24 protein-coding genes and 1 pseudogene are annotated in these 25976 nt (G+C 67.1%); 15 read left to right on the plus strand and 10 right to left on the minus strand.

What is annotated here, in order from left to right; all coding sequences use genetic code 11:
• Positions 1-19 precede the first annotated feature (19 nt).
• The 4 genes from F5544_RS12005 to F5544_RS12020 all read left to right on the plus strand — a co-directional run bounded on the left by F5544_RS12005 (position 20) and on the right by F5544_RS12020 (position 3103).
• The gene (locus F5544_RS12005) at positions 20-310 is read left to right on the plus strand and encodes a hypothetical protein (RefSeq protein WP_167473263.1); all 291 of its coding nucleotides are present in this window, start codon (positions 20-22) and stop codon (positions 308-310) included.
• Positions 311-354: 44 nt separating this feature from the next.
• Positions 355-765, plus strand: coding sequence for a PIN domain-containing protein (locus tag F5544_RS12010; protein ID WP_275107054.1), 411 nt, complete (start codon positions 355-357; stop codon positions 763-765).
• Positions 766-809: 44 nt separating this feature from the next.
• On the plus strand, positions 810-1781 hold the full coding sequence (holA, locus tag F5544_RS12015) for a DNA polymerase III subunit delta (RefSeq protein ID WP_167473265.1): 972 nt from the start codon (positions 810-812) through the stop codon (positions 1779-1781).
• 65 nt (positions 1782-1846) lie between these two features.
• Positions 1847-3103, plus strand: coding sequence for an LCP family protein (locus tag F5544_RS12020; protein WP_167473266.1), 1257 nt, complete (start codon positions 1847-1849; stop codon positions 3101-3103).
• 102 nt (positions 3104-3205) lie between these two features.
• Here the strand turns inward: F5544_RS12020 and F5544_RS12025 are convergent, their stop codons facing one another.
• The gene (locus F5544_RS12025; RefSeq protein WP_167473267.1) at positions 3206-4279 is read right to left on the minus strand and encodes an aldo/keto reductase; all 1074 of its coding nucleotides are present in this window, start codon (positions 4277-4279) and stop codon (positions 3206-3208) included.
• Positions 4280-4404: 125 nt separating this feature from the next.
• Between F5544_RS12025 and F5544_RS12030 the strand changes: the two genes are divergently transcribed.
• A complete protein-coding gene (locus F5544_RS12030; RefSeq protein WP_167473268.1) occupies positions 4405-5280 on the plus strand; it encodes a helix-turn-helix transcriptional regulator in 876 nt (291 codons plus the stop codon).
• Between the two features lie 10 nt (positions 5281-5290).
• Here the strand turns inward: F5544_RS12030 and F5544_RS12035 are convergent, their stop codons facing one another.
• Positions 5291-5545: a hypothetical protein gene (locus tag F5544_RS12035; protein ID WP_167473269.1), complete on the minus strand. Its 255-nt coding sequence runs from the start codon at positions 5543-5545 to the stop codon at positions 5291-5293.
• A 312-nt stretch (positions 5546-5857) separates the two neighbouring features.
• Positions 5858-6118 carry a 30S ribosomal protein S20 gene (gene rpsT, locus F5544_RS12040; protein WP_167473270.1) on the minus strand — a complete coding sequence of 87 codons (261 nt, stop codon included), beginning with the start codon at positions 6116-6118 and terminating at the stop codon, positions 5858-5860.
• 239 nt (positions 6119-6357) lie between these two features.
• Between rpsT and F5544_RS12045 the strand changes: the two genes are divergently transcribed.
• From F5544_RS12045 to F5544_RS12060, 4 genes and pseudogenes are all read left to right on the plus strand, one after another.
• Positions 6358-8061, plus strand: coding sequence for a circularly permuted type 2 ATP-grasp protein (locus tag F5544_RS12045; RefSeq protein ID WP_167473271.1), 1704 nt, complete (start codon positions 6358-6360; stop codon positions 8059-8061).
• Positions 8061-9026, plus strand: a pseudogene (locus F5544_RS12050) (alpha-E domain-containing protein); the annotation flags it as partial. The gene F5544_RS12045 and the pseudogene F5544_RS12050, both read left to right, overlap by 1 nt.
• Positions 9027-9030: 4 nt before the next feature.
• Positions 9031-9873: a transglutaminase family protein gene (locus F5544_RS12055; protein ID WP_174867318.1), complete on the plus strand. Its 843-nt coding sequence runs from the start codon at positions 9031-9033 to the stop codon at positions 9871-9873.
• A 69-nt stretch (positions 9874-9942) separates the two neighbouring features.
• Positions 9943-10731 (plus strand): aquaporin, encoded by a 789-nt coding sequence (locus F5544_RS12060; protein WP_167473272.1) that lies wholly within the window; start codon positions 9943-9945, stop codon positions 10729-10731.
• A 23-nt stretch (positions 10732-10754) separates the two neighbouring features.
• Here the strand turns inward: F5544_RS12060 and F5544_RS12065 are convergent, their stop codons facing one another.
• On the minus strand, positions 10755-11162 hold the full coding sequence (locus F5544_RS12065; RefSeq protein ID WP_167473273.1) for a DUF5360 family protein: 408 nt from the start codon (positions 11160-11162) through the stop codon (positions 10755-10757).
• A 17-nt stretch (positions 11163-11179) separates the two neighbouring features.
• Entirely contained in the window at positions 11180-11731 is a 552-nt protein-coding gene (locus tag F5544_RS12070; RefSeq protein WP_167473274.1) for a type II toxin-antitoxin system PemK/MazF family toxin, read from the minus strand.
• Between the two features lie 586 nt (positions 11732-12317).
• On the opposite strand from F5544_RS12070, the gene lepA reads away from it, so the two are divergent.
• Both lepA and F5544_RS12080 read left to right on the plus strand, forming a co-directional pair.
• Complete coding sequence (lepA, locus tag F5544_RS12075; protein ID WP_167473275.1) at positions 12318-14213, plus strand: translation elongation factor 4; 1896 nt, start codon at positions 12318-12320, stop codon at positions 14211-14213.
• A 108-nt stretch (positions 14214-14321) separates the two neighbouring features.
• Positions 14322-14906: a Uma2 family endonuclease gene (locus F5544_RS12080; protein ID WP_167473276.1), complete on the plus strand. Its 585-nt coding sequence runs from the start codon at positions 14322-14324 to the stop codon at positions 14904-14906.
• Here F5544_RS12080 and F5544_RS12085 read toward each other — a convergent pair.
• The 3 genes from F5544_RS12085 to F5544_RS12095 are packed head-to-tail and all read right to left on the minus strand — an operon-like array spanning position 14887 to position 17566.
• Complete coding sequence (locus F5544_RS12085; RefSeq protein ID WP_167473277.1) at positions 14887-16470, minus strand: sensor histidine kinase; 1584 nt, start codon at positions 16468-16470, stop codon at positions 14887-14889. The genes F5544_RS12080 and F5544_RS12085 overlap by 20 nt on opposite strands.
• Positions 16467-17159 carry a response regulator transcription factor gene (locus tag F5544_RS12090; RefSeq protein ID WP_167473278.1) on the minus strand — a complete coding sequence of 231 codons (693 nt, stop codon included), beginning with the start codon at positions 17157-17159 and terminating at the stop codon, positions 16467-16469. Before F5544_RS12090 ends, F5544_RS12085 begins: the two co-directional genes overlap by 4 nt.
• A 26-nt stretch (positions 17160-17185) precedes the next feature.
• Positions 17186-17566, minus strand: coding sequence for a hypothetical protein (locus F5544_RS12095; protein ID WP_167473279.1), 381 nt, complete (start codon positions 17564-17566; stop codon positions 17186-17188).
• 335 nt (positions 17567-17901) lie between these two features.
• Between F5544_RS12095 and F5544_RS12100 the strand changes: the two genes are divergently transcribed.
• Together F5544_RS12100 and F5544_RS12105 are read left to right on the plus strand one after the other, a co-directional pair.
• A complete protein-coding gene (locus F5544_RS12100; protein ID WP_167473280.1) occupies positions 17902-20127 on the plus strand; it encodes a hypothetical protein in 2226 nt (741 codons plus the stop codon).
• Positions 20128-20197: 70 nt separating this feature from the next.
• Positions 20198-22006, plus strand: coding sequence for a dynamin family protein (locus F5544_RS12105; RefSeq protein ID WP_167473281.1), 1809 nt, complete (start codon positions 20198-20200; stop codon positions 22004-22006).
• A gap of 52 nt (positions 22007-22058) precedes the next feature.
• Here F5544_RS12105 and F5544_RS12110 read toward each other — a convergent pair whose 3' ends face one another.
• Positions 22059-24041, minus strand: a complete 1983-nt coding sequence (locus F5544_RS12110; RefSeq protein ID WP_167473282.1) for a glycoside hydrolase family 15 protein — start codon at positions 24039-24041, stop codon at positions 22059-22061.
• A gap of 176 nt (positions 24042-24217) precedes the next feature.
• On the opposite strand from F5544_RS12110, the gene F5544_RS12115 reads away from it, so the two are divergent.
• Positions 24218-24517, plus strand: coding sequence for a hypothetical protein (locus F5544_RS12115; protein ID WP_167473283.1), 300 nt, complete (start codon positions 24218-24220; stop codon positions 24515-24517).
• 77 nt (positions 24518-24594) lie between these two features.
• Here the strand turns inward: F5544_RS12115 and F5544_RS12120 are convergent, their stop codons facing one another.
• Positions 24595-25653, minus strand: coding sequence for a M48 family metallopeptidase (locus tag F5544_RS12120; RefSeq protein ID WP_167473284.1), 1059 nt, complete (start codon positions 25651-25653; stop codon positions 24595-24597).
• A gap of 89 nt (positions 25654-25742) precedes the next feature.
• Here F5544_RS12120 and F5544_RS47305 point away from each other — a divergent pair, with 89 nt between their 5' ends.
• Positions 25743-25832, plus strand: a complete 90-nt coding sequence (locus F5544_RS47305; RefSeq protein ID WP_342760417.1) for an Ms4533A family Cys-rich leader peptide — start codon at positions 25743-25745, stop codon at positions 25830-25832.
• The last annotated feature ends 144 nt before the right edge of the window (positions 25833-25976 follow it).

The following is a 25976-nucleotide window of genomic DNA, read 5'->3' on the forward strand; positions in this document are numbered from 1 at the left end:
ATCAACGAGGAGCGTGATCATGACGGACATGAGTATCACCACGGTGTCGGCTCCGGCCGGATTTTTGGAATTCGCGATGAAGGAGTTGGGCTACACCACGACACAGGACATGATGCTGGCCCTGGTCCAGCAGGCGCTGGAGCAGGAGCGTCAGCTCTATGTGCTGGAGGGGCCGGGGGAGGGCGAGCTGGAAGTTATGGACCTAGCCACACTGCAGGAGGAACAGCAAAAGGCGTTCGATATCATTTCGGCGCATACAGGTCTGGCTTTGCTGGCGGATCCGGAATTTCGTGCGATGGCGCGCCGCTAGTTCTCTGCCAGGAATCTCCGCCGACCAGGAAGCCGGGTCGGTACCTGCTCGATTGCAGTGCGTGGTCTCGGGTGCAGTCAGGGCAGCTCGATTACACGGCAATCCGGAAGCGATATGCCGGTCATGGCTCGATGCTGGTCACGACGACGATCCAATTGCTGGAGATCCTGTTCACCGCGCAGAGCCCTGCGGAGTGGGAAAGGCTCCACACCGTAATGGCACGATATCCGTTGCTGCACGCCAACGTTCGAACGCACCGAATTGCCACCGGCATTCAGCGACGGCTCTGGCACCAAGGCCGAAAACGAGCCGCGGGCTCCGCCGACATCTACATCGCCGCGATCGCCGTGCAATACGACACCACGGTCGTGCACTACGACAACGACTTCGAGCACATCGGCGCGGTCGCTCCCGAGTTCCGACACGAGTGGGTCGCCGAACGGGGAACACTGTGAGCGCCACCGAGTTCTGTCGGCCCGCACCCGTAGGATCGTTCCCCGTGGCGGATTCCATTGCACCCCTGCACCTGGTGCTCGGGGAAGAAGAACTGCTGATCGAGCGGGCGATCGCGGAGATCACCGGGCGGGTGCGGGCGGGTGCGCCGGATCCGGACGCGGTGCCGGTGGATCGTCTGCGGGCGGGCGATGCGAGCACCGCGGAGTTGGCGGAGCTGCTGAGCCCGTCCCTGTTCGCCGAGGACCGGGTGATCGTGCTGGATTCCGCGGCCGAGGCCGGTAAGGAGGCCGTCGCGGTGATCACCGCGGCAGCGGCCGATCCGCCGCCCGGCGTGGTGCTCGTGGTGCTGCATTCCGGCGGCGGCCGCGCGAAGGCGCTGGCTCCCGCGCTGCAGAAGGCGGGCGCCGCGGTGCACAACTGCGCGAAGCTCACCAAGGCGGCCGAGCGGGTCGAGTTCGTGCGCGGCGAATTCCGCGCGGCGGGCATCAAGGCGTCCGGCGATGTTGTCCAGGTGGTGCTGGAGGCGGTCGGTTCGGATCTGCGTGAGCTGGCCGCCGCGTGTTCGCAGTTGGCCGCGGATACCGGCGGCAAGCTCGATGTGGCGGCCGTGCACCGCTACTACTCGGGTAAGGCCGAGGTCTCCGGCTTCGATGTGGCCGAGCTTGCGGTGGCGGGTGATCGCCCGGCCGCGATGGAGGCGCTGCGCTGGGCCAACGATCGCGGCGTCCCGCACGTGCTGCTTGCCGACGCGCTGGCCGATTCGGTGCACACCATCGCGAAGGTCGGTTCGGCGGGCCGGGGCGACCCGTTCAAATTGGCTTCCGAGCTGGGCATGCCGCCCTGGAAGGTGAAGAAGGCGCAGCAGCAGGCGCGCGGCTGGACCTCCGCCACCATCGGCTCGGCACTGCAGGTGGTCGCGACGCTCAACGCCGATGTGAAGGGCGGCGCGGCGGATTCGAGTTACGCCCTGGAATACGCGCTCACCAAGATTCTCGATTTGCACGCGGCGGGCTGACCAGGAGATATCGGTCACTCGACCCCCGAAATGACCAGTTGATCCAGGCAAACTGGAAACTGGTTATGAATGAGCAAACTCCACTGAAGTCCAGTCCCGGCGAGCGAGCGCGCGCCCGGCACCGCCGGATCCGCGGCGCGCATCGGCGCGCGGTGCGGCGGCGGATCGGCCGCGCGACGGCCAAGGCGTGCACGGCCGGGCTGTCCGCCGCGGTACTGGCCGCGACCGCGGTGGGCTGGGCGACGGCGGGCAGCTTCGACAGCGGCTTCACCCGGTCCGGCGCGGTGGCGGCCGACGCGCCGCGCTCCCTCGGTGGTGATCTGAACGTCCTGCTGGTGGGTCTGGACACCAGGAAGGATCAGAACGGCGACAACCTGCCGCCGGAGATCTTGTCCCAGTTGCATGCCGGCGACGGCGACGAGGGTGGCTACAACGCCAACACGCTGATCCTCGTGCATATCCCCGCCGATATGAAAAGGATTGTCGCCGTGTCGATTCCGCGCGACGACTACGTTCCGGTGCAGGGCATACCCGGCTACACCCACGCCAAGATCAAGGAGGCGTACGGGCTGAAGAAGGCCGCGGTCGAGGATCAGCTGATGAGCCAGGGCATCACCGATCAGGCCACGCTGGAGCATGCGGGCCGGGAGGCCGGGCGCGCCTCCATCGTGCAGGCCGTGCGCGACCTGACCGGGGTGCCGATCGACCGGTTCGCCGAGGTCACCCTCGGTGGTTTCTACGATCTGGCCAAGGCGCTCGGCGGCGTCGAGGTCTGCCTGAATCATCCGGTGCGAGATCTCGAATATTCCGGCGCCGATTTCCCGGCCGGACGCCAGCGCCTGGACCCGGCGCAGGCGCTGGCCTTCGTCCGGCAGCGGCACGGCCTGGAAAACGGTGATCTGGACCGCACCCACCGCCAGCAGGCCTTCCTCACCTCGGTGGCCAAGGATCTGAAGAGTGCGGGCACCTTCACCGATATGCGCAAACTTTCGGCGCTGATGGAGGTCGCGCATCGCAATATCGTGCTGTCCGACGGCTGGAATGCCACCGATTTTCTGCGCACCGTCGGCTCGGCCGACAACCCGACCGTCGAATTCCGCACCCTGCCGGTGCTGAGCTACGACGTGATCAACGGGCAGGACGTCAATATCGTCGACCAGGACGCCATCCGGCGCGAGGTGCGGGCCGCGTTCGGCGGTCAGGACCTCGCGCCGACGGCACCGACCACACCGACACCGACCGTATCGGAAACTCCCACACCGGATGTCGGGCAACCGGTCGATACCGTCATCGGTGGCGACTCCATACCCTGCGTGAATTGATGTCTCCCGCAATATGATTCGCCCGCACAGCGAAATATGCTGTGCGGGCGTAATTTTCGTCCCGAAGGAATGCGGAGTTGCCCGGCCCGCGCCACGGCCGAATCAGGCGATCCGCCCCGCCACCTTCAGGTCGCCGAACGTCACGTTCTGTGTCATCGGGCGCGCCAGAAAATCGTGCGGGAAGCCGAGTTCGATGGCGCTGGCCTGCTCCAGCCGGGCGAGCTGCTCGGCATCGAAGGTCACCTCGAGCGCGCCGAGATTGTCCTCCAGTTGTGCCGCGGTGCGCGCCCCGATGATCGGCGCGGTCACCCCCGGCCGCCGCAGCGCCCAGGCGAGCGCCACCTGTGCGGGTGTCTTACCCAATTGTGCCGCAACGTCTTTCACGGTATCCGCAATGCCGAGTCCGCGTTCGCTCAATGCCCCGTTGGCCGCGGCGACGTTCTTCCTGGTACCGGTCGGCGACGCGTCGGCCTGATGTTCGAGGTCGGCGCGGGTGTACTTGCCGGTGAGCACACCGCTGGCCAGCGGCGACCACGGGATCACGCCCAGCCCCAGTTCCTGGGCCATCGGGATCAGATCGCGCTCGACGGTCCGCTCGATCAGGCTGTACTCGATCTGCAGCGCGATCAGCGGCGACCAGCCGCGTAGGTCCGCGATGGTCTGCATGCGCGCGATCTGCCAGGCCGGCGCGTCGGAGATGCCGAGGTAGAGCACCTTGCCTTGGCGCACCAGATCGTCGAGCCCGCGCAGGATCTCCTCGACCGGGGTCAGGAAGTCCCAGGCGTGCAGGTAGAGCAGGTCGATGTAATCGGTGTTCAGGTTGCGCAGGCTGGCCTCCACCGAGGCGACCATGCTCTTGCGGTGGTTGCCGCCGGAGTTGGGGTCGCCCGGCCGCCGCAGCATGGTGTATTTCGTTGCCAGCACCAGGCTTTCGCGATTGTCCTTGGTGAACTCGCCGAGCAGCCGCTCGGACGAGCCGTTGGTGTACATGCTCGCCGTGTCGATGAAGTTGCCGCCCCGCTCGACATAGGTGTCGAAGATCTTGCGGGACTCGTCCTGCTCGGCGCCCCAGCCCCAATCGGTACCGAAGGTCATGGTGCCGAGCGACAGCGGCGACACCCGCAGACCCGAGCGGCCGAGCAGCCGGTAGGTGTCGAGGGTGAGCGCTCCGGTCATGTCGAACTCCTGTCGATCTCGTGAATCTCGTTGTTCGACAATGAGTCTGCGACGGGCGAAACCGGTGGATAAGGGAAGGTTCTTCCTGGGAAGGCCAGTACCAGGCAGCCGTATTATCAATGGTGATGACTAGAACGGTGAATGCGACTGGCAGCGCGAGCGTCAGCGTCGCGAATCCGGTAGCGGAGCTGGCGGCCTTCCTGCGGGACCGGCGCGAGCGCCTCGCACCGGCCGCGGTCGGGCTGCCTGAGCGTAAGCAGGTCCGACGCACCCCTGGTCTGCGCCGCGAAGAGGTCGCCGAGCTGGCCGGGGTCAGCATCGACTACATCGTCCGGCTCGAGCAGGGCCGCGGGCTGCGTCCCTCTCCGGAGGTGTTGGAGGCGCTGGCCGACGCGCTGCGCCTGGACGACGCCGAACGCACCTACCTGTTCGATCTGGCCCAGCAGCGCCAGCCCGGGGGCGGCAAGCCGAGCAGTGTCGCCGCGCCCGCGCTCGCCCGGCTGATCGAGGATCTGCGTCCACTGCCCGCGATGCTGGTCAACCACCGCTACGACATCCTCGAGTGGAATCCGGAGATGGCGCGGTTGATGGTGGTGGATTTCGCCACCCTGCCGACGGCGCATCGCAACACCATGTGGCTGTGCGTAATGCATCCCGCACTGCGCGACTTCTACGCGAACCGGGACCAGACCATCCGCGAGGGCATCGCCGACCTGCGCGCCGCGTGGGCGGCGCATCCCGACGATCGGGTGCTCGGCGACATGATCGCGGAGCTGCGGGCCCGCAGCGACGAATTCGCGACCGCGTGGGCGCAGCATGATGTGATGGTCCGCGGCCGGGGCCGCAAGCCGCTGCGGCATCCCGATGTCGGCGCGCTGGCGGTGAATTTCGAGGTGCTGATCTCGGCGCAGGACCCGGATCAGCGTTTGGTCATCTACCGCGCGGCGGATCCGGACTCACAGGCGGCACTGGACCGCCTCGCCGCATCCGCCACGCGGTAGTGGGCCGGAATTATTCGCCCAACAGCACGGCTGTCAGTTCCGCGTCCTCGCCCTCGTCGGACTCGTCGTAGCGGCCCTCCCAGTCCTCGTAGAGGGGCACCTCCTCGTCCCGGGTGACGACCCACTCCAGCGAGTACCCGCCGTCATCGTCCGGGACCATGACGTTTTCGATCTTCAGGCCGAAGCCCAACACTTCGGCCGCCCGGATGATGTCCGGGAGATCCTCGGCTCGCACCACAGTCTGATTGGCGTACACGGTTACCATGCGCGGCATCGTAGCTGGCTCGGGTGACATGGCCCGCCGTGATCCGAAAACAGGCCGCTGACCGGGGGGAGTTCGTCGGCGGGTCGTGCCGGGGAAATCGGGGTCTTGCCGGTGGGCCGAGCGGGGAACTCACGCTGCGCGGTGTCGGCCATAGGAGGACGGCAAATCTTCGGCATCCAATCGGGAACGGACACCGGACATCGGCCCATCGCACCGATCCGTTCGGCGGCGAGATTATGCGGACATGACAAAAGCCGCCATGGTCATCGAGGCCACGGCGGCTGCGTCAGTCGATCGGCGATATGCCGAAAATCAGATCTTGTTGACGGCCTGCGAGAGCGCCGACTTCTTGTTGGCGGCCTGGTTGGCGTGGATGACACCCTTCGAGGCGGCCTTGTCCAACTTCCGGCTGGCGAACTGCAGCAGGTCGGTGGCCTTGCCCTTATCGCCCGCCGAGATGGCCTCCCGGACCTTGCGGATCTGGGTGCGCAGCTCGGACTTGACCGACTGGTTGCGCTTGCGCGCCGCCTCGTTCGTGCGGATCCGCTTCATCTGGGACTTGATGTTGGCCACGCCTGTATCCTCTGATTCCTGTCACTGAGTGGTCTGGTACTGACGAAAAGTTCGTGAGCGTGCGTCGCACCATGAATATGGGTAACGCAATGCCGAAGGTCGAGGTTACCAGCCGCAGCGTAGAACCAGAAATCGGCGGTCGCGCGGGTCACCGAAGCGGGTGCGGCGTCGCCCGAGTGATGCCAGAAATTTATCTGTGACCTGCCCGGCATCGCCGCTGCGTGTAGCACGATTTCTGCATGACATCCGCCGCGACTCCGCGTTCGGCGCGAGGTACCGCGCCCGCGCCGGGGCGCGGCAATGGGCAAATCGCTGGCAACGGCCGGGCCGGGCCGACGGGGCTGTTCGACGGCTATCACCCCGGTCGTTTCGCCGACGCCTTCGACGAGATGTTCGACGCGGCGGGCCGGGTGCGTCAGCCGTACAAGGGCATCTATGCCGCGCTCGCGCCTATCGATGTCGCGGATCTGGCCCGCCGGGCCGACGCGCTGGACCGGGCGTTCATCGATCAGGGCATCACCTTCTCGCTGTCCGGTAAGGAGCGGCCGTTCCCGCTGGACCTGGTGCCGCGGGTGATCGCGGCGGCGGAGTGGAACAAGCTGGAACGCGGGATCAAACAGCGGATGGTGGCGCTGGAGTTGTTCCTCGCCGACGTGTACGGCGAGCAGAACATCCTGCGCGACGAGGTGATTCCGAAGCGGCTGGTCACCTCGTGCGAGCACTTCCACCGCGCGGCGGCGGGCCTGGTCCCGCCGAACGGGGTGCGCATCCACGTCGCGGGTATCGATCTGATCCGCGACGAGAAGGGCGATTTCCGGGTGCTGGAGGACAATCTGCGCTCGCCGTCCGGCGTCTCGTACGTGATGGAGAACCGCCGCACCATGGCCAGGGTCTTCCCGGACCTGTTCGCCTCGCACCGGGTGCGCGCGGTCGGCGACTATCCGAGTCATCTGCTGCGGGCGCTGCGCGCGTCGGCCGCGCCGAACGAGGCGGACCCGACGGTGGTGGTGCTCACGCCAGGGGTCTACAACTCGGCGTACTTCGAGCATTCGCTGCTGGCCAGGCAGATGGGCGTCGAGCTGGTGGAGGGGCGCGACCTGTTCTGCCGCGACAACGTCGTCTACATGCGGACGACGGCGGGGGAGCGGCAGGTGGACGTGATCTATCGCCGCATCGATGACGCGTTCCTGGATCCCATGCATTTCCGGCCGGATTCGGTGCTCGGCGTCGCGGGCATTCTCAACGCGGCGCGCGCGGGCAATGTGGTGATCTCCAGCGCGGTCGGCAACGGTGTCGGCGACGACAAGCTGATCTACACCTATGTGCCCGCGATCATCGAGTACTACCTGAACGAGAAGCCTGTGCTGCCCAATGTCGACACCCTCCGCTGCTGGCACGACGCCGAGCGGGCCGAGGTGCTCGACCGCATCGCCGAATTGGTGATCAAACCGGTCGAGGGGTCCGGCGGTTACGGCATCGTCATCGGGCCGGATGCGAATTCTCGTGAGCTGGAAGCGATTCGGCGCAAGGTCCGGGCCGATCCGCGCGGCTGGATCGCCCAGCCGGTGGTGCAGCTGTCCACGGTGCCGACCAAGGTCGGCAACGAATTGGTGCCCCGGCACGTGGATCTGCGGCCGTTCGCGGTGAACGACGGCGAGGACGTGTGGGTGCTGCCCGGCGGGCTGACGAGGGTGGCCTTGCCCGACGGTTCGCTGGTGGTGAATTCCAGTCAGGGCGGCGGCAGCAAGGACACCTGGGTGCTGGCGGGGCGGGCCTCGCCCGCCGATCGAGAACTGGCGGGCGGCGAGCTGGTCACCGATCCGCCGCCCGCCCGAACGCGGGAACTGGGGCGGGAATTGACCGCCGCCCAAGCGAATCAGCAACAGCAGCAACAACAGCAGTCGTCCGGAATATCCTGCCGCCCAAGGGAAATGGGACCGTGATGCTGGCCCGCAACGCGGAATCCCTTTACTGGATCGGGCGTTACGTCGAACGCGCCGACGATACCGCCCGGATCCTCGATGTCGCGGTGCATCAACTGCTGGAGGACGCCACCGTCGACCCCGATCGCACCTCCCGGGTGCTGCTGCGGGTGCTCGGCATCGAACCGCCGGAGGGCGACCTGGATGTCTGGTCGGTAACCGATCTGGTCGCGTTCAGCAACGAACATGGCGGCTCGATCATCGACTCGATCGCCAAGGCCCGCGAAAATGCCAGGGGCGCAAGGGAAGTGGCCTCCAGCGAGATGTGGGAATGCCTCAACGCCACCTACAACGGGCTGCCGGCCGCGGAACGGGCGGCCAGGGCGCTGGGCCCGCACCAATTCTTCCACTACATCAAGGATCGGGCGGCCATGTTCGCCGGGCTGTCGGATTCCACGCTCAGCCGCGACGACGGCTACCGCTTCCTGCTGCTCGGCCGCTCCATCGAACGCGTGGATATGACGGTGCGCCTGCTGCTTTCGCGCGCGGGCGACCGCGCGTCGTCGCCCGCCTGGGTGACGGTGTTGCGGTCGGCGAGTGCGCACGACACCTATCTGCGCACCCATCGCGGCCTGCTCGACGCCACGCTCGTCGTCGAATTCATGCTGCTGGACCGGCTTTTCCCGCGTTCGGTATTTCATTCGCTGCAGGTCGCGGAGACCTGCCTCGCCGAATTGGATCAGCGTCCGAGCAGCCGGGTCGGCGCCAGGCACGAGGCGCAGCGGCTGCTCGGCCGGGCCCGCAGCGAACTCGAATTCCTGCCGCCCGGAGCGCTGTTGGAGGATCTGCAGAACCGCCTCGACGCGTTGCAGACCACCTGCCGCGAGGTCGGCGAGGCCATCGCGCTGCAGTACTTCCACGCCGCGCCCTGGGTGGCGTGGACCGACCTGCGCGGCGGCCGCGGTCGGGACGCGGTGGTGGAGGGGAGCTGTGAGCTGGCGGATCAGGGTGGTGCACACCACCGGATACGTGTACGACGCACCGGTCACCCGCTCGTTCAACGAGGCTCGGCTCACCCCGCGCGCCGACAGCAGGCAGAACGTCATCCTGAACCGGGTGGAAACCGTTCCGTCCACCCGCTCCTACCGCTACACCGACTACTGGGGCACCGCCGTCACCGCCTTCGATCTGCATGCGCCGCATACCGAATTGGAGGTCACCGGTTCATCGGTGGTGGAGACCGAACCGTTCGGCGACCCCGGCGAGGAACTGGACTGGGCGGCCTTGCGCAGCAGCCAGATCGCCGACCGCTTCGACGAAATGCTCGCGCCCACAACGTATGTCCCGCGCGATCGTAAGCTCGCCGCCGTCGCCGAGCGGTTCGCCCGCGAACTGTCACCGGCGCAAGCCGTTGTGGCGGCGGCGCAATGGGTGCACGACACGATGGACTACATCCCGGGCACCACCTCCGTGCACACCTCGGCGGTGCAGGCGTACGCGGAACGTGAAGGGGTGTGCCAGGATTACGCGCATCTGACCCTGGTCCTGTTGCGCGGCATGGGGATTCCCAGCCGCTACGTCTCCGGATATCTGCACCCGAATCCGGTGGCCGAGATCGGCGCGCCGGTGGCGGGCCAGTCGCATGCCTGGATCGAGGCATGGACCGGACTCTGGTGGGGCTACGACCCGACCAACAATATCGCCGTCAACGAACAGCACGTCTCGGTCGGCGTCGGACGGGATTACGCCGATGTGCCGCCGCTGAAGGGCATTTTCTCGGGCGGCGGCTCGACAGACCTCGAGGTCGTTGTGGAGATCACCCGCCTCGCGTAGCGTCCGGACTGCGATACCCCATCTCGTCAGGCAGTTCTGCGTTCAGCAACCGCGTCGGAAGGTGGATCGATGTCTCCAACGGCTCAGGAAGTGGTCGAGGAAGTAACCGAGAACGCGCCGACTTCGGAGTCCAAGAAGTGGGCGGCCGAGGCGTTGGGCACCTTCGTACTGGTCATCGGCGGCGTCGGCACTGCGGTGCTGGCCGGCCAGCGGGTCGGCGCGCTCGGTACCGCGCTGGCCTTCGGGCTGACACTGATGTTCCTCGTCTACGCGATCGGGCCGATCTCGGGCTGTCACGTGAATCCGGCTGTCACCGTGGGTCAGTTGCTGCTCGGCCGGATTTCCGGGCTCACCGCGGCCGGCTATGTGATCGCGCAGCTGATCGGCGCGTTCCTGGCCGGCATCGTGCTGTTCGCGCTGGCGAAGAACCTGCCGTCCTACGATCGCGCGGTGAACGGTCTCGGCGCGAACGGCTGGGGCAGGCACAGCCCGTCGGCGGAGACCGGTCCACTGGGCCAGGTGGTGGTCGCGGACGGTTACGGGATGGCGGCGATGATCATCGTCGAGGTGATGCTCACCGCGCTGCTGGTGTTCGTGGTGCTGGCCTCGACCGATCAGCTGTCGGACGTGCCGCTGGCCGGGTTGTCGATCGGCGTCACCCTGGCCGTGATCCACCTGGTCTCCATTCCGGTCGACAACACCTCGGTGAATCCGGCCCGCAGTCTCGGCGTCGCGCCCTATCAGGACGGAGCTATGGGGCAGGTGTGGGCGTTCGTGGTGTTCCCGGTGATCGGCGGGGCGCTCGGCGCGCTCCTCTATGGGATGCTGTTCGGCCGATCGCGGCCGCTGGTGTCCTGAACGGTGTTGTGCGCGGGGCGATTTCAGTCGGCGGTGCGGCCCGGTGGCGTTGCCGTGCAGGTCAACGTCACCAGGGCGGGCAGCGGGAACAGCAGCAGGAAGAGGTTGGGCACCCACCACAGCACGCTGAAATCGCCGCGCAGCGCCCAGAACGCGATCGCCTGCAGTCCTGCGGTGCTCGTCAGCGTCAGCGACACCGTCATCAGCGTCCGTGATCCGGACACCCGGCACAGGCTCGCCAAACCCGTTGCGCTGGCGGCCAGATCGAGTGCGACGAACGAGAAATTCCAGTCGCTGAGAATCGGGTTGGTGTAATCCTTGTAGGCCAGATCCGGTGGGATCAGCCGGGCGAAGGCGGCGGCCCAGTACAGCAGGAAGCCGATATCGGTGATCAGCATGGCCACCTTGGTCGGCCCGAGCACCCGATTCATGAAATCTCCGATTGTCTTCAGTGCCAGGCGTATTCGGCGCAGAGCCGGTGGGCCACCAGGTCGAATGTCTTGCGCGCCAGGATGGCGCCCTCCCGGCGGATGCCCGCCTCCGGCACGTCGAGCACCCGGTCCAACCGGACCCAGCTCGGCCTGCCGTCGGGATCCCAACTGCCCCTGCCGATTCCGATCCAGTTGCGATCGTATGCGCGTTCCGGATTCGACGACAGCATGAGCCCGAGCAGCGTGCGGCGCTCGCGCCCCACCACCAGCACCGGGCGGTCCTTGCCGTTGTGCGGATCCTCCTCGAACGGCACCCAGGTCCAGACGATCTCGCCCGGATCGGCCCGCCCGTCCAGGTGCGGCGCGTACACGATCTGGCGGGCCCGCTCCCCGGTCGGCACCGGCGTCGAGGCCGCCGGACGCACCGCCACCCCCGAAGGGCGGCGCTGGGCCAGCGTCCCGACCAGCTTGTCGACCAGTCGCGGTCCCTGCTGGCGAACGAGTCTGGGCCCCTGCTCCTTCGCAAGGAGACCTAGCTGTTTGCCGAGTGAGTTCCAACTTCGGGCCATCTTCGGAGAATAACCGCGCGCCGAGAAACCTTCACCCGAGCCGGATTTCGGATCCGACCGCTGCGAATTTGCTGAACTCCCCGGTCAATCGGTGATTCGTGGGCCGTGATTTCGGCGGTCGGTTCGCGATATGGCTTGTCTCGAGGGTCCTTCGGGCCGAACCGCGATGCGCGGTTCTCCAGCCAGCCGTACCAGTGCTGGCCGGGGCATCATGGTCGCTCGGCGAAGCAGGTGTAACCGACGTCACGGTGACGCTCAGAACGCCAATTCCGCCCCAATCGATCCGGATAGGAAAGGGGAAGTCGATCGTCGGGCCACCCTCGGCCGTCGGCTCCCACTCTCCGACTTGGCGGTATATCACCGGCCGCAGCGGTGTGACTCCGTCGGCCAGACTTCCGTGACCGACCTCGAGGGCCTATCCCAGGTCATGAACTCGGGAAGTTCGAGCTGTTCGATACCCGCCACAGGCATGAGGCAATGCTATGGCCCGGTGTGATCGGTGGCCGGCTGCCGAGCCTGGCCGGGGTGCGAATCCGCTTGTCGGCGGGCGTGGCGCAATACCTGGGGCCGGGCGGGGTCGCGGGCCATGGGACGATATGGTGCGCAGTTTCCGACATCAACCAGGAGTCCCGTGGCCCCCAGCTTCGCCGACACGACGTTCACCGATCCGTCCCGGATCCGGAACTTTTGCATCATCGCACATATCGACCACGGCAAATCGACGCTGGCCGATCGGATGTTGCAGCTCACCGGTGTGGTCGAGGAGCGGGCTATGCGCGCCCAGTACCTGGACCGGATGGATATCGAACGCGAACGCGGCATCACCATCAAGGCGCAGAATGTGCGGCTGCCGTGGCAGGTCGACGGCACCGACTACGTCATGCACCTCATCGACACGCCCGGCCACGTCGACTTCACCTATGAGGTGTCGCGTGCGCTGGAGGCCTGCGAGGGCGCGGTCCTGCTGGTCGACGCGGCGCAGGGGATCGAGGCGCAGACGCTGGCCAACCTGTACCTGGCGCTGGACAAGGATCTGACGATCATCCCGGTGCTGAACAAGATCGACCTGCCCGCCGCCGACCCGGACCGCTACGCCGCCGAGCTCGCGCACATCGTCGGCTGCGATCCGTCGGAGGTGCTGCGCGTCTCCGGTAAGACCGGCGTCGGCGTCCCGGAACTGCTGAACGAGGTGATCCGGCAGGTGCCGCCGCCCGTCGGCGATGCCGACGCGCCCGCGCGCGCAATGATTTTCGACTCGGTGTACGACACCTACCGCGGTGTCGTCACCTATGTCCGCGTGGTGGACGGCAAGCTCACCCCGCGCGAGAAGATCAAGATGATGTCCACCGGCGCCACCCACGAACTGCTGGAAATCGGCATCGTCTCACCGGAACCCAAGCCGACGAGCGGTCTCGGCGTCGGCGAGGTGGGCTATCTGATCACCGGCGTGAAGGATGTGCGCCAGTCGAAGGTCGGCGACACCGTGACGCACGCGCGCGGCGGCGCCACCGAACCGCTCACCGGCTACCGGGAACCGCGGCCCATGGTCTACTCGGGCCTGTACCCGGTGGACGGCTCCGACTACCCGGACCTGCGCGACGCGCTGGAAAAGTTGCAGCTCAACGACGCCGCCCTCAGCTACACCCCGGAAACGTCGGTGGCGCTCGGCTTCGGCTTCCGCTGCGGCTTCCTCGGACTGCTACATATGGAGATCACCCGCGAGCGGCTGCAGCGCGAATTCGATCTCGACCTCATCTCCACCGCGCCCAACGTGGTGTACCGGGTGGAGATGGAGGACGGCACCGAACATATCGTCACGAACCCGTCGTACTGGCCGGAAGGCAAGACGCGCAGCGTATTCGAGCCGATCGTCAAGTGCACCGTCATCTCGCCGAGCGAATTCATCGGCTCGATCATGGAGCTGTGTCAGTCGCGCCGCGGTGAACTCGGCGGCATGGACTACCTGTCCGACACCCGGGTGGAGCTGCGCTACACCATGCCGATGGCCGAGATCATCTTCGACTTCTTCGACTCGCTGAAATCGCGCACCCGCGGCTACGCCTCGCTCGACTACGAGGAGGCGGGCGAGCAGGAATCGCAGCTGGTGAAGGTGGACATCCTGTTGCAGGGTGAGGCGGTGGACGCGTTCAGCGCGATCGTGCACAAGGACGCCGCCCAGGCCTACGGCCACAAGATGACCACCAAACTGCGCGAGCTCATCCCGCGCCAGCAGTTCGAGGTGCCCATCCAGGCCGCCATCGGCTCGAAAATCATTGCCCGCGAAAACATTCGGGCCATCCGCAAGGATGTGCTCGCCAAGTGCTACGGCGGTGACATCAGCCGCAAACGCAAACTGCTGGAAAAGCAGAAGGAGGGCAAGAAGCGGATGAAGACCATCGGCCGGGTCGATGTCCCGCAGGAGGCCTTCGTCGCCGCGCTGTCCTCCGACGCGCAGTCGGATAAGCCGAAGGACAAGAAGTGAAGTTCTTCGGTCCGGCATCCCTCGGCGAATCGCGCGATAATGCGTTATAGGCGCGACGCATAAGGCAGGATTCCGTTGGCTGGTGACGAGCAACCAAGGAGACGGGCGATGACTGCGGTAGAAGAGGGGCGGATCCTCACCACCGAGTTCGAGTCGATCGCTCGTGCAGTCGAACGAGAGACCGAGGGTGTGCTCGTCGAGTTCATCGACGGAAAATTGGGGGTCAAGGGAGTGCCGGACGGTGATCACAATCGGATCCTCAACTGGCTGTTGATGACGCTGATGCCGTTGCATCCGGCCTTGTTCCTGCATATCGCCGGGCAAGGCCTCGCTGTGGGGGCATACCGCAGGGGTCGGGCGCGACCGGATGGCGTACTTGCCCCACCGGATGCTTTTGTCGGCGCTGGCGAATGGGCGTCTGCGGATCAGGCCGTGATGGTTGTGGAAGTCACCTCACCTGACTCCGACAGCAATCGACGGGATCGATGCGAGAAGCCGATCGCTTACGCGGACGCGAGCATTCCGATCTACCTACTGATCGATCGCGATTCAGCCGAGGTTGTCGTACACAGCCAGCCGAGCGCCGGACGGTATCAGGATGTGCACCGCTATGCCTTCGGACTGGAAGTGGCATTGCCCGAGCCTGTGGGTGTCACACTCGACACCGAGCCGCTCAAGAACTGGATCGACTGAGTCGAACTCCGGTGTCGAGACGCACCCGCAGGCGGGTGCCGCCTGATGGACTTTCGTTGAGTTCGGCTGTGCCCGAGTGGAGTTCGGCTTGTTGGCGGATGAGGGCGAGGCCGAGGCCGGAACCGGGGGAGCCGGGGCTTTTGACGAAACGGTCGAAGGCTTTGCGGCGCAAGGGTTCCGGGATGCCGGTGCCGTCGTCGTCGATCAGCAGCTCGACCGTGTCGCCGGTGGAATCGGCTGTGACGCTGATATTTCGGGCCTTACCGTGTTGAACGGCGTTGGCGACGGCGTTGGTGACGATGAGCATGATTCCGCCGGGCAGCCCGGTGACGGTTACCGGGGTGCAGCTGGTGAGTTCGATATGCGTATCCGGATGCCGACGCTGGGCGTCCTGCACCGCGCGGTCCAGGGTTTCGCAGAGTTCGAAGGTTTCGAAGGCGTCGGATTCGGTGAGTTCGCCGACGGCCAGGCGCTCCAGATCGGTTAGTGTGGTCTCGATCTGCTGTTCGGCAAGTAGGACGTCCGACATGATGGCGTGGCGCTGTTCGGTGGGAATGTCCTTGGTGGCCAACACTTGTAGATCGGTGCGCAGGGCCGTGAGCGGGGTGCGCAGCTCATGTGCGCAGACCGCGGCGAAATCCCGGGCGCCGGCCAGTGCGCGAGTTGTCGCGGTGTGCGCGGACTCCAGGCGGGCCAGCATCCTGGTGATGGCGTCGGAGAGTTCCTCCGCCTCGCGGGCGCCGCGGCCGGACAGCGGCGGCAGCTCATCGAGGGTGTCGATGCCATGGGTGGCGGTGGCGAGCCTGCGCAGCGGTTGGGCCGCGTAGCCCGCGAGCAGCCAGCCGAGCAGCGCCGCCAGCGCGACGCCCGCGACTCCTATTGCGACACCGATCAATTGGCTGTTCCGCACCGCTGCGTCGACCCGGTCGCGGTCGGGGTTGAGCGCGACCGTGACGCCGGGCAGCCCGTCCACTTTGGCCAGCGTCTCGTCCCGGGGAACGGTGACCTGCCGCTCGTCTCGCGGCTCAGGCGCCTGATTCACTTGCGGTGCGGCGGGTTTCGTCTGCGATGGTGCGTGATCCGATGGAGGCGGCGGGCTACCTTCGTTCGGCGATCCAGGATTCGGCTGCGGCGTCGCGGGATTCGGTGGCGCCGGTGCGTTACCGGGCTGCGACGGCGCCTGGTCCGGTTGCGTCGGCGCGTTACCCACATGCGGCGAACCCGGATTCGGTTGCGCGGTGGCGAACGGCGTCCCGGTCTTGGCCAGCGATCCGGCGACATCCGGCGAAAGAGGTTGCGCCGGAACACCTTGCCGAGGCCCCGCGATGGTGACCCCGAGCGAGGAAAGGGTGTCGTCGAGCTGACGCGACCCGGCCGCACCGAGCAGCGCGGTATAGGTGATGCCCAATGTCAGCGCCACCAGCGCGGCAACGGCTCCGGACACCAGCGCGACCCGGGTCCGCAGCGATGGCGAGCGACGTTCCCGCCGGTGCGGCGGCCGGGCCGTCTTTCGAAGGTGCCGCCGATCCGAACTCGACGGACGTTCGGCCAGTATTCCGGTCATGGCTGCTCCCGCAGGACGAATCCGACGCCGCGCACCGTGTGCACCACCCGGCCCGCGCCCGGCGCCTCCAATTTGCGCCGCAGATATGAGACGAAGACGTCGACCACATTGGTATCGGTGGCAAAGTCGTAACCCCATACGGCGGAAAGGATTTGCTCGCGGCTGAGCACGATGCCCGCGTTCTCGGCGAGCAACGCGAGCACCTCGAATTCCCGTTTGGTCAGTTCTACCGGCGCGCCGCAGGCCAGCACCCGGTGTCCGGCCAGGTCGATCTGCACCTCGCCGACCCGCCGCAGTTCGGCGGGGCGTTCCGGCGCGGCCGCCCGGCGGCGCAGCAGGGCGCGCAGCCGGGCGACGAGCTCGCCGAGATCGAAGGGTTTGGTGAGGTAGTCGTCCGCGCCGCGCTCCAGGCAGGCGATCCGATCGCTGACCGCGGTGCGCGCGCTCAGCACACAGATCGGGATGTCGTTGCCCATCGCGCGCAGTGCGGTGACCACCCCGACACCGTCGAGTACGGGCATGTTGACGTCGAGCACCATCGCGTCGGGCGCGGTATTGCGCACCATGGTCAGCGCCTGCGCCCCGTCACCCGCCGTGACGACCTCGAAGTCGGACAGTTCCAGCCCGCGCCGCAGCGAGGTCAGCACGCGAACCTCGTCGTCGACGACCAGGATCCGATGACCGGTCATGGCGTCACCCTACGGCCGGCGGTGTGTCAGAAGCCCGCACTTCCGCTCGGCAGTGGGGCGGCGGGTCGAGCGGGGACGGCGTCCGAGGGGATGGCAGGGCGGACCTCGATACCGGGACGGTCGCATCGGTAGGTGGTGACGCTCGGGTCGCCGGGCGCGGTCGGGAGCACACAGGTCAATTCGGGTACCTGCCCCGACGGGCCGACCTGGGCCGGGACGGCGTCCTGCGGGGTGATCTGCGTCAGCGTCGGCCCGCCGGAGCCTTCCGGATTCACCATCACCCGAGGTCCCGCGGAAACCGGTGGCTCGGCTGCGGCACTGCCGGTGGCGAGCGCGATGGCGGCGGCGGACAATCCGACTCCGGCGAGGACGGTGCCGAGGCGTCTGCGTCGGGTGGTTGCCTTCATTTGATTGCTCCTTCGCGTCGATAGTCGCCGGCCGGGCGGTCGGCCAGTTCGACGGTAGGAAGCGGATCTTCACCGCTCGTTGAGTGTTTATTAGAGAACTCTTAGTTCCGGACGGAACGGACCGCCCCGGCGGGGATCACTCCGCGATCATGGGGAGATAACCGGGCCAGGCCCGGTACGGAAGGCCAGTGAATAGGGGGCTTCCGTTCTGGTTTCACGGCTGGCAAGGTTTGCCCCGGGACTGTGTTGGTTGGGTTTTCCGGATATCGTTTTAGGTGATCTTCACTCGGTCGACCCGGCGTGTGAGGATGCTGGATTGACGAGAGTGAGTTTCGATGACGCGTGACCTGCCCTTCGACGACGACACCGAGGCCGGCGAGCAGGCGGGCGACACCGCGTACCGGGTAGCGACCGGCGTCGCCCGGGTGGCGCGGGCCGGTGCGATCGTCACCGGCGGCGCCCTGGTGGCCTCCGCGGGCGCCGGACATCCGCAGCCGCCGGGTTCCTCCCGGTTGGACAGCTGGAATACCGGCTGGGTGCACGGCGGCGATCCCGATCCCGGGCCGAGCCCGACGGTGACCTTCCCGGATCCCGCACCCGACTACACCCCGCCCTCCCACCATTCGCCCAACCAGCAGGTATCGCGCGAGCACGACGGCTTCGCCCTGCCGGGCCAGACCGGTGTCGGCCATGGCGCGTCCGGTCTTCCGCTGCCGGGCTTCGACGGTACGGGCACCGACGCCGGACTGCCGATTCCGGGCGCCGACCCTGTTCCCGACAACTCGGGCATGAGCATCCCCGGCACGCACGCATATGAATACCCGGGCGGTATGCATATCCCCGGCAGCCATCCGTCGTCCGGTATGGCCCTGCCCGGCACGTCCGACGAGGCCGCGGATGCGATGGTCGACGAGTCGAACGGTTTCACGATTCCCGGCGCCCATTCGGGCGGTTTCGGTCTGCCCGATTTCGGCGGCAGCGCGTTCAACCAGCCGGGCGGTTTCGGTCTGCCCGGGCACGGCCTCGGCGGCGATCACGGCTTCGGTATTCCGGACACCACTGGGTTCACCGGTGGTTCGAATCCGTTCGAGATCCCCGGCACGCAGCCCGTCAACGACGGCGGCCCGTTCGACGGCGTCGGTCACAGTGACGGTGTCGGCCTCTTCCTCGGTACCGAGACGAAATTCGATGTGCACGTCGGCCTCGACGGCGTCTACGTGCACTCCGAGATGAAGGTCGATGTCGGTGCGGGCAAGGTCGGCGACCAGCTCGATCATTTCACCGACTACCTCGGCAGCGGCCTGCATGTTCCGGACGGCACCTCCCGATCCGGCCTGGATCAGCAGGGCAATCAGGGTTTCGGGGTGAGCTCCGGAAGTTCCGCGCCCACCGGCATCTCCTCGACCGCGCCCGCCACCTCGGTCGCGGGCACCCAGTCCCCGAATTTGGCGCAGTCGCCGGGTTTGGCGCAGCCGCAGCCGGTCGCGCAGACGTTCGCGCAGCCGGTAGCTCCCCAGGCCCCGACCCAACTGGCCACGACTCAACCGGTCGCGCAACCGCTGGCCACCACGGCGCCGATCCCCACGGCCCCGGCGCCCGCGCCGGTCGCGAGCGTCGCGCAGCCGGTGGTGACCACCCCGTTGCAGACCACCATCCAGCCGGATGTCGCGCACACCCCGATCGCGAATGTCGTTGGCGTGCATACGGGTCCGTCGCCGCTGACCGCGCCCGCCGCGGTCGTGCCCGCGCTGTTCGAGCCCACTCGGCCGGTGCCGGTCAAGCCGGTGGATCACCCGGTGGTCGATCCGGTCAAGCCGAGCCCCATCTCGTCCACCGTCGTCCCGCCGACCGGCGCGGTCGTACCGCCGGTGGTGCCGACCAAGGTGCCCGGTTCCGACGTGACCGTTCCCACGCATGTGCCGGGCGGCGTGAGCACCCCGGTCGTCCCGATTCCGACGATCCCGCCCACCGGCACGGACGGCGGCATCGTCAAACCAACGGTGCCGAACTCGTCGGGCACCGTGCCGACCACTCGCCCCGGCACCTCGACCGGTGACGAACCCGGTACGGGTACGGGTACCGGAACCGGCGGCACCTTGCCATCGGTGCCGACCACGCAGCCGCCGGTCCCGACGCACGGCGGGCCGACCGTCCCCACCGAACCGACGGTTCCGGTGACCGTCCCGGTCCAGCCGCCGACGCATGTGCCGGTCCCGGTGCCGAGTACGGTGCCGATCAAGCCGCCGACCGCCGTCGATCCGGGGCATACGGTGCCGTCGGTGAATCCGCATCCGGTGCCGGTCACCCCGATCCAGCCGGTGCCGACGCCGTACGCGCAGCCGCATCCGATCTCGGGCGACAACGGTGCGATCTTCCCGGTGGCCGATCACGGCGCGGTGCATGTGCTGCCGGTCGCGGACGTGCCGTCATACGACCAGTCCGCGCTGATGGGTGGCCCGCTCTCGGGCACGACACACCACCTTTCGGCGCATGTGCTGCCCGATGCGACCCTCACCGACGCACACCACCTGATGCCCACGGACGGTATCGGGCTGATCTGATCCGATCAGGGGGGTGGTAGTAAAGGGGGGCGTCGTTGCTAGTGCGAGTGAACCAGAGTAAGGAGGCGGGTTGTCTGCCGCTGCCGGGATGAAGGCCGCGACGGTGAAACATCCGGACGCGATGGCCCCGGTCATCCGGATTCTCGACGAGCTGCGGGAGATGACCCGATCCGCCGGTCGCGACGACCTCGGCGGCCGCCTCGCAATGGTCCGGGCCAGGGTGAGCGATCCGCGGGTGCGGCTCGTGGTCGTCGGCGATGCCAAGAACGGCATGAGCACCCTGGTGAACAGCCTGGTGCGGGCCGAGGTCAGCGCCACCGACAGCGCGTTGAGCGTGCCGGTGATCGTCGAATACGGTCCGGAATCGACCGCGACCCTGGTGCGCGCGGTCGCACCGGGACGCACCGAACGCCAGCCGGTCGACCCGCTGAATCCGGGTCCGGCGCTGGCCGCGGAGGGCGTGATCCGGGCCGAGTTCACCGAGCCGAGCCGACTGCTCGCCGACGGCATCGTGGTGATGGACGCCCCAGGCGGGCACACCCAGGACAACACCACCTGGTCGATGATCGCGGCCGCCGATGTCGTGCTCTACGTCGCCGACGCGGGCACCGAGCTGACCCATGAGCAGATCGGTTATCTGCGCCGGATCGAGCAGGTCTGCCCGACGGTGATCTGCGTGCTCAACAAGATCGACCTATACCCGCAGTGGTCGCATATCCAGCAGCGCAACCGCGATCTGCTGGACGCGTCGGGTCTGGGTTTCGCGGTGGCGCCGGTTTCGGCGCTGCTGCACCGGCAGGCCGACGCGGCGGGTAACTATCAGCGCGATATCGAATCCGGTGTGCCGCAGCTGATCGACCATCTGCGCGATTACGTCGTCGCCCGCGCCGACGCGGTCGCGTTGGATGCCGCGGTGCACGATATCCGGCTCGTCGCGGACCAGTTGGCGCAGACGCTGCGCGCCGAGGCGGACGGGTTGCGCAACCCGCGCCGCCGCAACGAGCTCACCCAGCGACTGGTCGCCGCCCGCGACGAGGCCGACCAGCTGCGTCAGCGCACCGCGAGCTGGCAGGTCACGCTGATGGACGGCGCGACGGAGCTGATGGCCGATGTCGAGCATGATCTGCGGCATCGGCTGCGAAATATCGTGCGGGAGACCGAAATCGAGATCGGCAAGATCGATCCGGCTCGGCGCTGGAAGGATTTCGGCGTCGATCTCGACGCCAAGATCGCCGAGGCGGTCGAGGAGAATTTCGTCATGGCGCACTACCGGTCGGTGGAGCTGTGCGATCAGGTGGCCGCGAAATTCCCTGCGGACCACCGCAATCCGCCGTCACCGGACCTGCGCCTGAGCAATCCCGGCGAGGTGCTGGAGCCGGTGCAGCCGCTGGAGCCGCTGGAGAGCGCGAAAGCCGGTGTCACCGAACAGTTCCTGTCCGCGCTGCGCGGTTCCTACGGCGGCATACTGATGGTCGGTCTGGTCACCAGCTTGCTGAAAATGTCGCTGGTGAACTGGTATTCGGTGGGTGCGGGCGTGCTGCTCGGCGTGAACGCGCTGTGGGAGGTGCGCCGGTCGCGCAAGCAGCGCCGTCGCGCCGAGGCGAAGGTCGCGGTGTCGCGTCTGATGGACGACGTCATCTTCCAGGTCGGCAAGGAATCGCGGAATCGCTTGCGCGCCATGCAGCGTGCGCTGCGCGACCATTTCACCGAGGTGGCGACCGATGTGCTGCGCGGCGCCGACGAGTCGCTGCGGGCCGCGGAGGAGGCCTACGCCAAATACGGTGACAACGGCAAGGATCGGTCCGTCGAATTCGAGGCGCAGCTGGGTCGTCTGCAGGCGCTGCGCGCGCACGCCGACAAATTGACCGGCGCCGGTTGATATTTCGGAATCCAGCGCGGCCCGGTCGAATGTGACCGGGCCGCTTGCGTTTTCAGTGCCCGGACGGCCCGTGCGCGGGCTGGAACTGCCCGGCGTCGCGCGACTCCTCGGCCCTGATCACATGGGTGACCGCGTTGATCAGCGCCAGATGCGTGAAGGCCTGCGGGAAGTTGCCGAGGTGGCGTCCGCTGCGCGAATCGATCTCCTCGGCGTACAGCTGCAGCGGGCTCGCGTAGCCGAGCAGCCGCTCGCACAGATGCTTGGCCCGTTGCAGCTCACCGATTTCCACCAGCGCCGACACCAGCCAGAACGAACAGATGGTGAAGGAGCCTTCCGCTCCGGAGAGCCCGTCGTCGGTGGTTTCGGTGCGGTAGCGCAGCACCAGGCCGTTCTCGGTGAGCCGGTCCGCGATGGAGAGCACGGTGGCGCGCACCCGGTGGTCGTCGGGTGGCAGGAACCGCACCAGTACCACCAAAAGCAGTGACGCATCGAGGGTTTCGCCGCCATAGGTCTGGGTGAACACGCCGGTGCCGGTCACGCCGTTGGTCAGGATGTCGGCCTTGATCTCGTCGGCGATGGCGTACCACTCGGTGGCCCGCTCGATCTGGCCGTGCAGTTCGGCGAGTTTCGCACCGCGGTCCAGCGCCACCCAGCACATCACCTTCGACGAGGTGAAATGCTGTGGCTCGCCGCGCACCTCCCAGATGCCGCGGTCGGGTTCGCGCCATTTCGCGATCGCCGCGTGCACCTGGCGTTCCAGCAGTGGCCACAGCGTCTCCGGCACCTGCTGCCGGGACTTCACGTGCAGGTACACCGCGTCGAGCATGGTGCCCCAAATGTCGTGCTGGTCCTGGTTGTACGCGCCGTTGCCGATGCGCACCGGGCGGGCCTGGTCGTAGCCGCCGAGGTTGTCGAGGGTGGTCTCGGTGATGTCGCGTTCGCCGCCGATACCGTAAAGCACTTGCAGCGGAACGGCATCGCCGTTCTCATCGGTGGTCGCGTCGTTGAGGAAGGCGAAGAAATCGTCGGCCTCGCGGTCGAGCCCCAACGTGTACAGGCCCCACAGCGCGAAGCTGGAGTCGCGCACCCAGGTGTAGCGGTAATCCCAATTGCGTTCGCCGGCAGGGGTTTCCGGTAACGAGGTGGTCGCGGCGGCGAGCAGTGCGCCGGTGGGCGCGTAGGTGAGCCCTTTCAGGGTGAGCGCGCTGCGCTGTAAGTAGCCGCGCCACGGGTGATCCGGGAAATTGCCGAGCGTCACCCACTGCCGCCAATATTCGGTGGTCTGCCACATCTTTTGCGCCGCATCCTCATACGTGCGCGGTGCCGGCAGCTCGGACCAGGTGAGCGCGACGAAAACCTCGTCGCCCTCCTGCATCCTGGTGCGCGCCCGCGCCTCCCGGCCCTCCAGGCCGAGTCGCAAATCGGTGGTGAGCACCAGCGTCGGACAGGTCGACGGATCGCCCGCGCAGACCGCCGTCGCCTCCTCGTACACCTTGCCGGTGTACTGCCAGCGCGCCCCGGCCCGATGGTAGTCGAAGGCCGGTTCGCAGCTCATCTCGAGTTCGACCGTGCCGTTCACGCATTTGACCGTGCGCAGCAGCAGGTGCTCGGCATCCCAGTCCATCGGGGTGCGGCGGTGGGTGCGGCTGCGCTGATCGTTGTTGTGCCATGGGCCGAGCACCAGCGCGTCGCGCACGATCAGCCAGCCGGTCTCGGTCTGCCAGGTGGTCTCCAGGATCATGCCGCCGGGCAGGTAGCGGCGCGCGGCAGGCACGTTGACGCCGTACGGGCCGATCCGGAAATGACCCGCGCTGCGGTCCAGCATCGCGCCGAAAACGCTGGGGGAGTCGGGGCGCGGCACGCACATCCACTCGACCGCGCCATTGCTGGCGATCAGGCAGTTCGTCTCGCAGTCGGACAGGAAGGCGTAGTCATCGATCGGGGGATAGAGCGCCTGCCCCTGGATATCGGTGAGCGGGCTGAGGATCGGCAGATCCTTCGGTTCGTCGACGTCGTAGTCGTCCGTGTACGCCATGGACACATGATCTGTCGGTACGGGCCCGACGTCCACAACCAAACTGCCGCACTCGGCCCTGCGCAGGCTGAGGTCGGCTGCGCCGGCGGCGTCGTACCAGGCGTACCTCCGCATTCGCTCCGGCCATGCGCGGTCTGAGGTCGGCTCCGCCGGCTGTGCGTACTAGGCTGGGCTTCGTGCACAGCATTGCGGGTTGGTGGGACGGCGTCGAGCTGTGGGTTGCGGGTCTGCCCTTCATCCCGCAATTTCTGGTGGTGCTGCTCGGCATGGCGCCGGTGAGCTTCGCCATCGCATACACCCTCGACCGTTCGCTGCGCGCCGCGCTGCATCTGCTCGGCCGGGACCGGGTGGCGGTCCGCCGCGAGCTGGCGCGACGCCGATCGCTCGGGTCGCGCCTGGCGGCGCCGGTGGAAGAGCCGTTGCCGCCGCCCGCGGAGACCGAGGCGCGCACCGTGGTGCAGAGCGGGGCGCGCTGATGCCTCGGTCCCGCGTTCAGCTCGCCCTTGTCGCCCTGCTGGTGCTGGTGATCGTCGCCTGGCTGATCACCCGCTGATCAGCGGTCGCCGCCGCCGCGCCAGTCGGTGAAGGCCCTGCCGACCTTCGATACGACGTCGTTGACCTCCTGCCCGACCGTATTCACCGCCGCTCCGAAATCGTGGCCCAGGTTGCGCACGGTCTTGATCAGCGGATCCTCGGACTGGTCGAAGTTCTGCTTGTAGACGCGCGCCGCCTCCTTGATCTCGTCGCCGATCCGGATGTCGCGGTCCTGCTCGCGGCGCGGGTAGTTGCCGTCGAGCATCCGCCCGTACTCGCCGGACTGGATCCAGCTGCGCAGTTCGGCGGCCCGCAGCACCGAGAACGGATGCGACTGCAACTCCAGGTTCAGCAGCTTCAGCAGGCCGTCGCGCAGATCGCCGGAGCGCTCGTAATCGTCGGCCTGCATCAGGAACGCGCCGTGATCCATCTCCTTGATCCAGGTGCCGCCCGCCGTCTTCATATGCACCCGCACCGACGCGTCGACGTCCTGGCCGCACAGCAGCCCGGCCCGGTCGCCGGACAGCTCGGATTTGCGGCTCCATTCCATCAGCGCGGCGACGATCGCGCGTATCGCCCAGCCGCCCACCGGCATCCAGCCGATGCTGGACGAAATCCGCAGCAGGTGCATGAGCATGGTGCGGTACACGGCGTGCCCGGACAGCGCGTGCCCGAGCTCGTGCCCGACGACGAAACGCAGCTCCTCGGTGTCCATCAAATCGATCAAACCGGTGGTCAACACGATGAACGGTCGGTCCATGCCGATGGTGAACGCGTTGACGGTCGGATCCTGCATCACGAACATCTCGGGAACCGTTGTGGTGTCCAGGATTTCGACGCAGTCCTGGCGCAGCTGGTGCAGCGAGCGGAACTGCCGCTCGTCCACCCTGACGGCGGTGGCCAGGTAGAGCAGCCGGTGCTGGCGTTCCTGGAACAGCCCCGACAGTGTGCGCAGGATGGTGTCGAAACCGCTGAGCGTGCGCAGTGTCACCAGCGCCGTGCGGTCGGCCGGATGCTCCCAGGCCCGTGTGCTGATGCCGGGAAAGCGGGTGCGGATCCGGTCCGGACTTGTCGTCATAGGTAAAACCCCCGTTGTCGCGGATTAATTCACAGTGATCGAATTCGACTGATTCGAATTCGTCGTATCTGCTCTGCTACAGTCTGCCCGTGTCTTCGAGTTCCGTCCCGCAGGTCCGCCATGAACTGGCGTTGATCGCGGTCGGGGATCTCGCCGTCGCGGATATTCTCTGTCGCTGAGTGGCGACGGTACGTCCGCGCGTCCCTGCCCCGTAGACTGGCGCGCACCTTCGCAGACGTACCCACCGGCGGCCCTCCGGGTCGTAGTCGCGCCGCCGCCGCGCTGTCAGTGCGGTGGGTCTACCGATCATCATCATTTTTTCG

Origin of the sequence: Nocardia arthritidis, from assembly GCF_011801145.1 — a bacterium.
In the GTDB taxonomy this organism is placed as follows: Bacteria; Actinomycetota; Actinomycetes; order Mycobacteriales; family Mycobacteriaceae; genus Nocardia; species Nocardia arthritidis_A.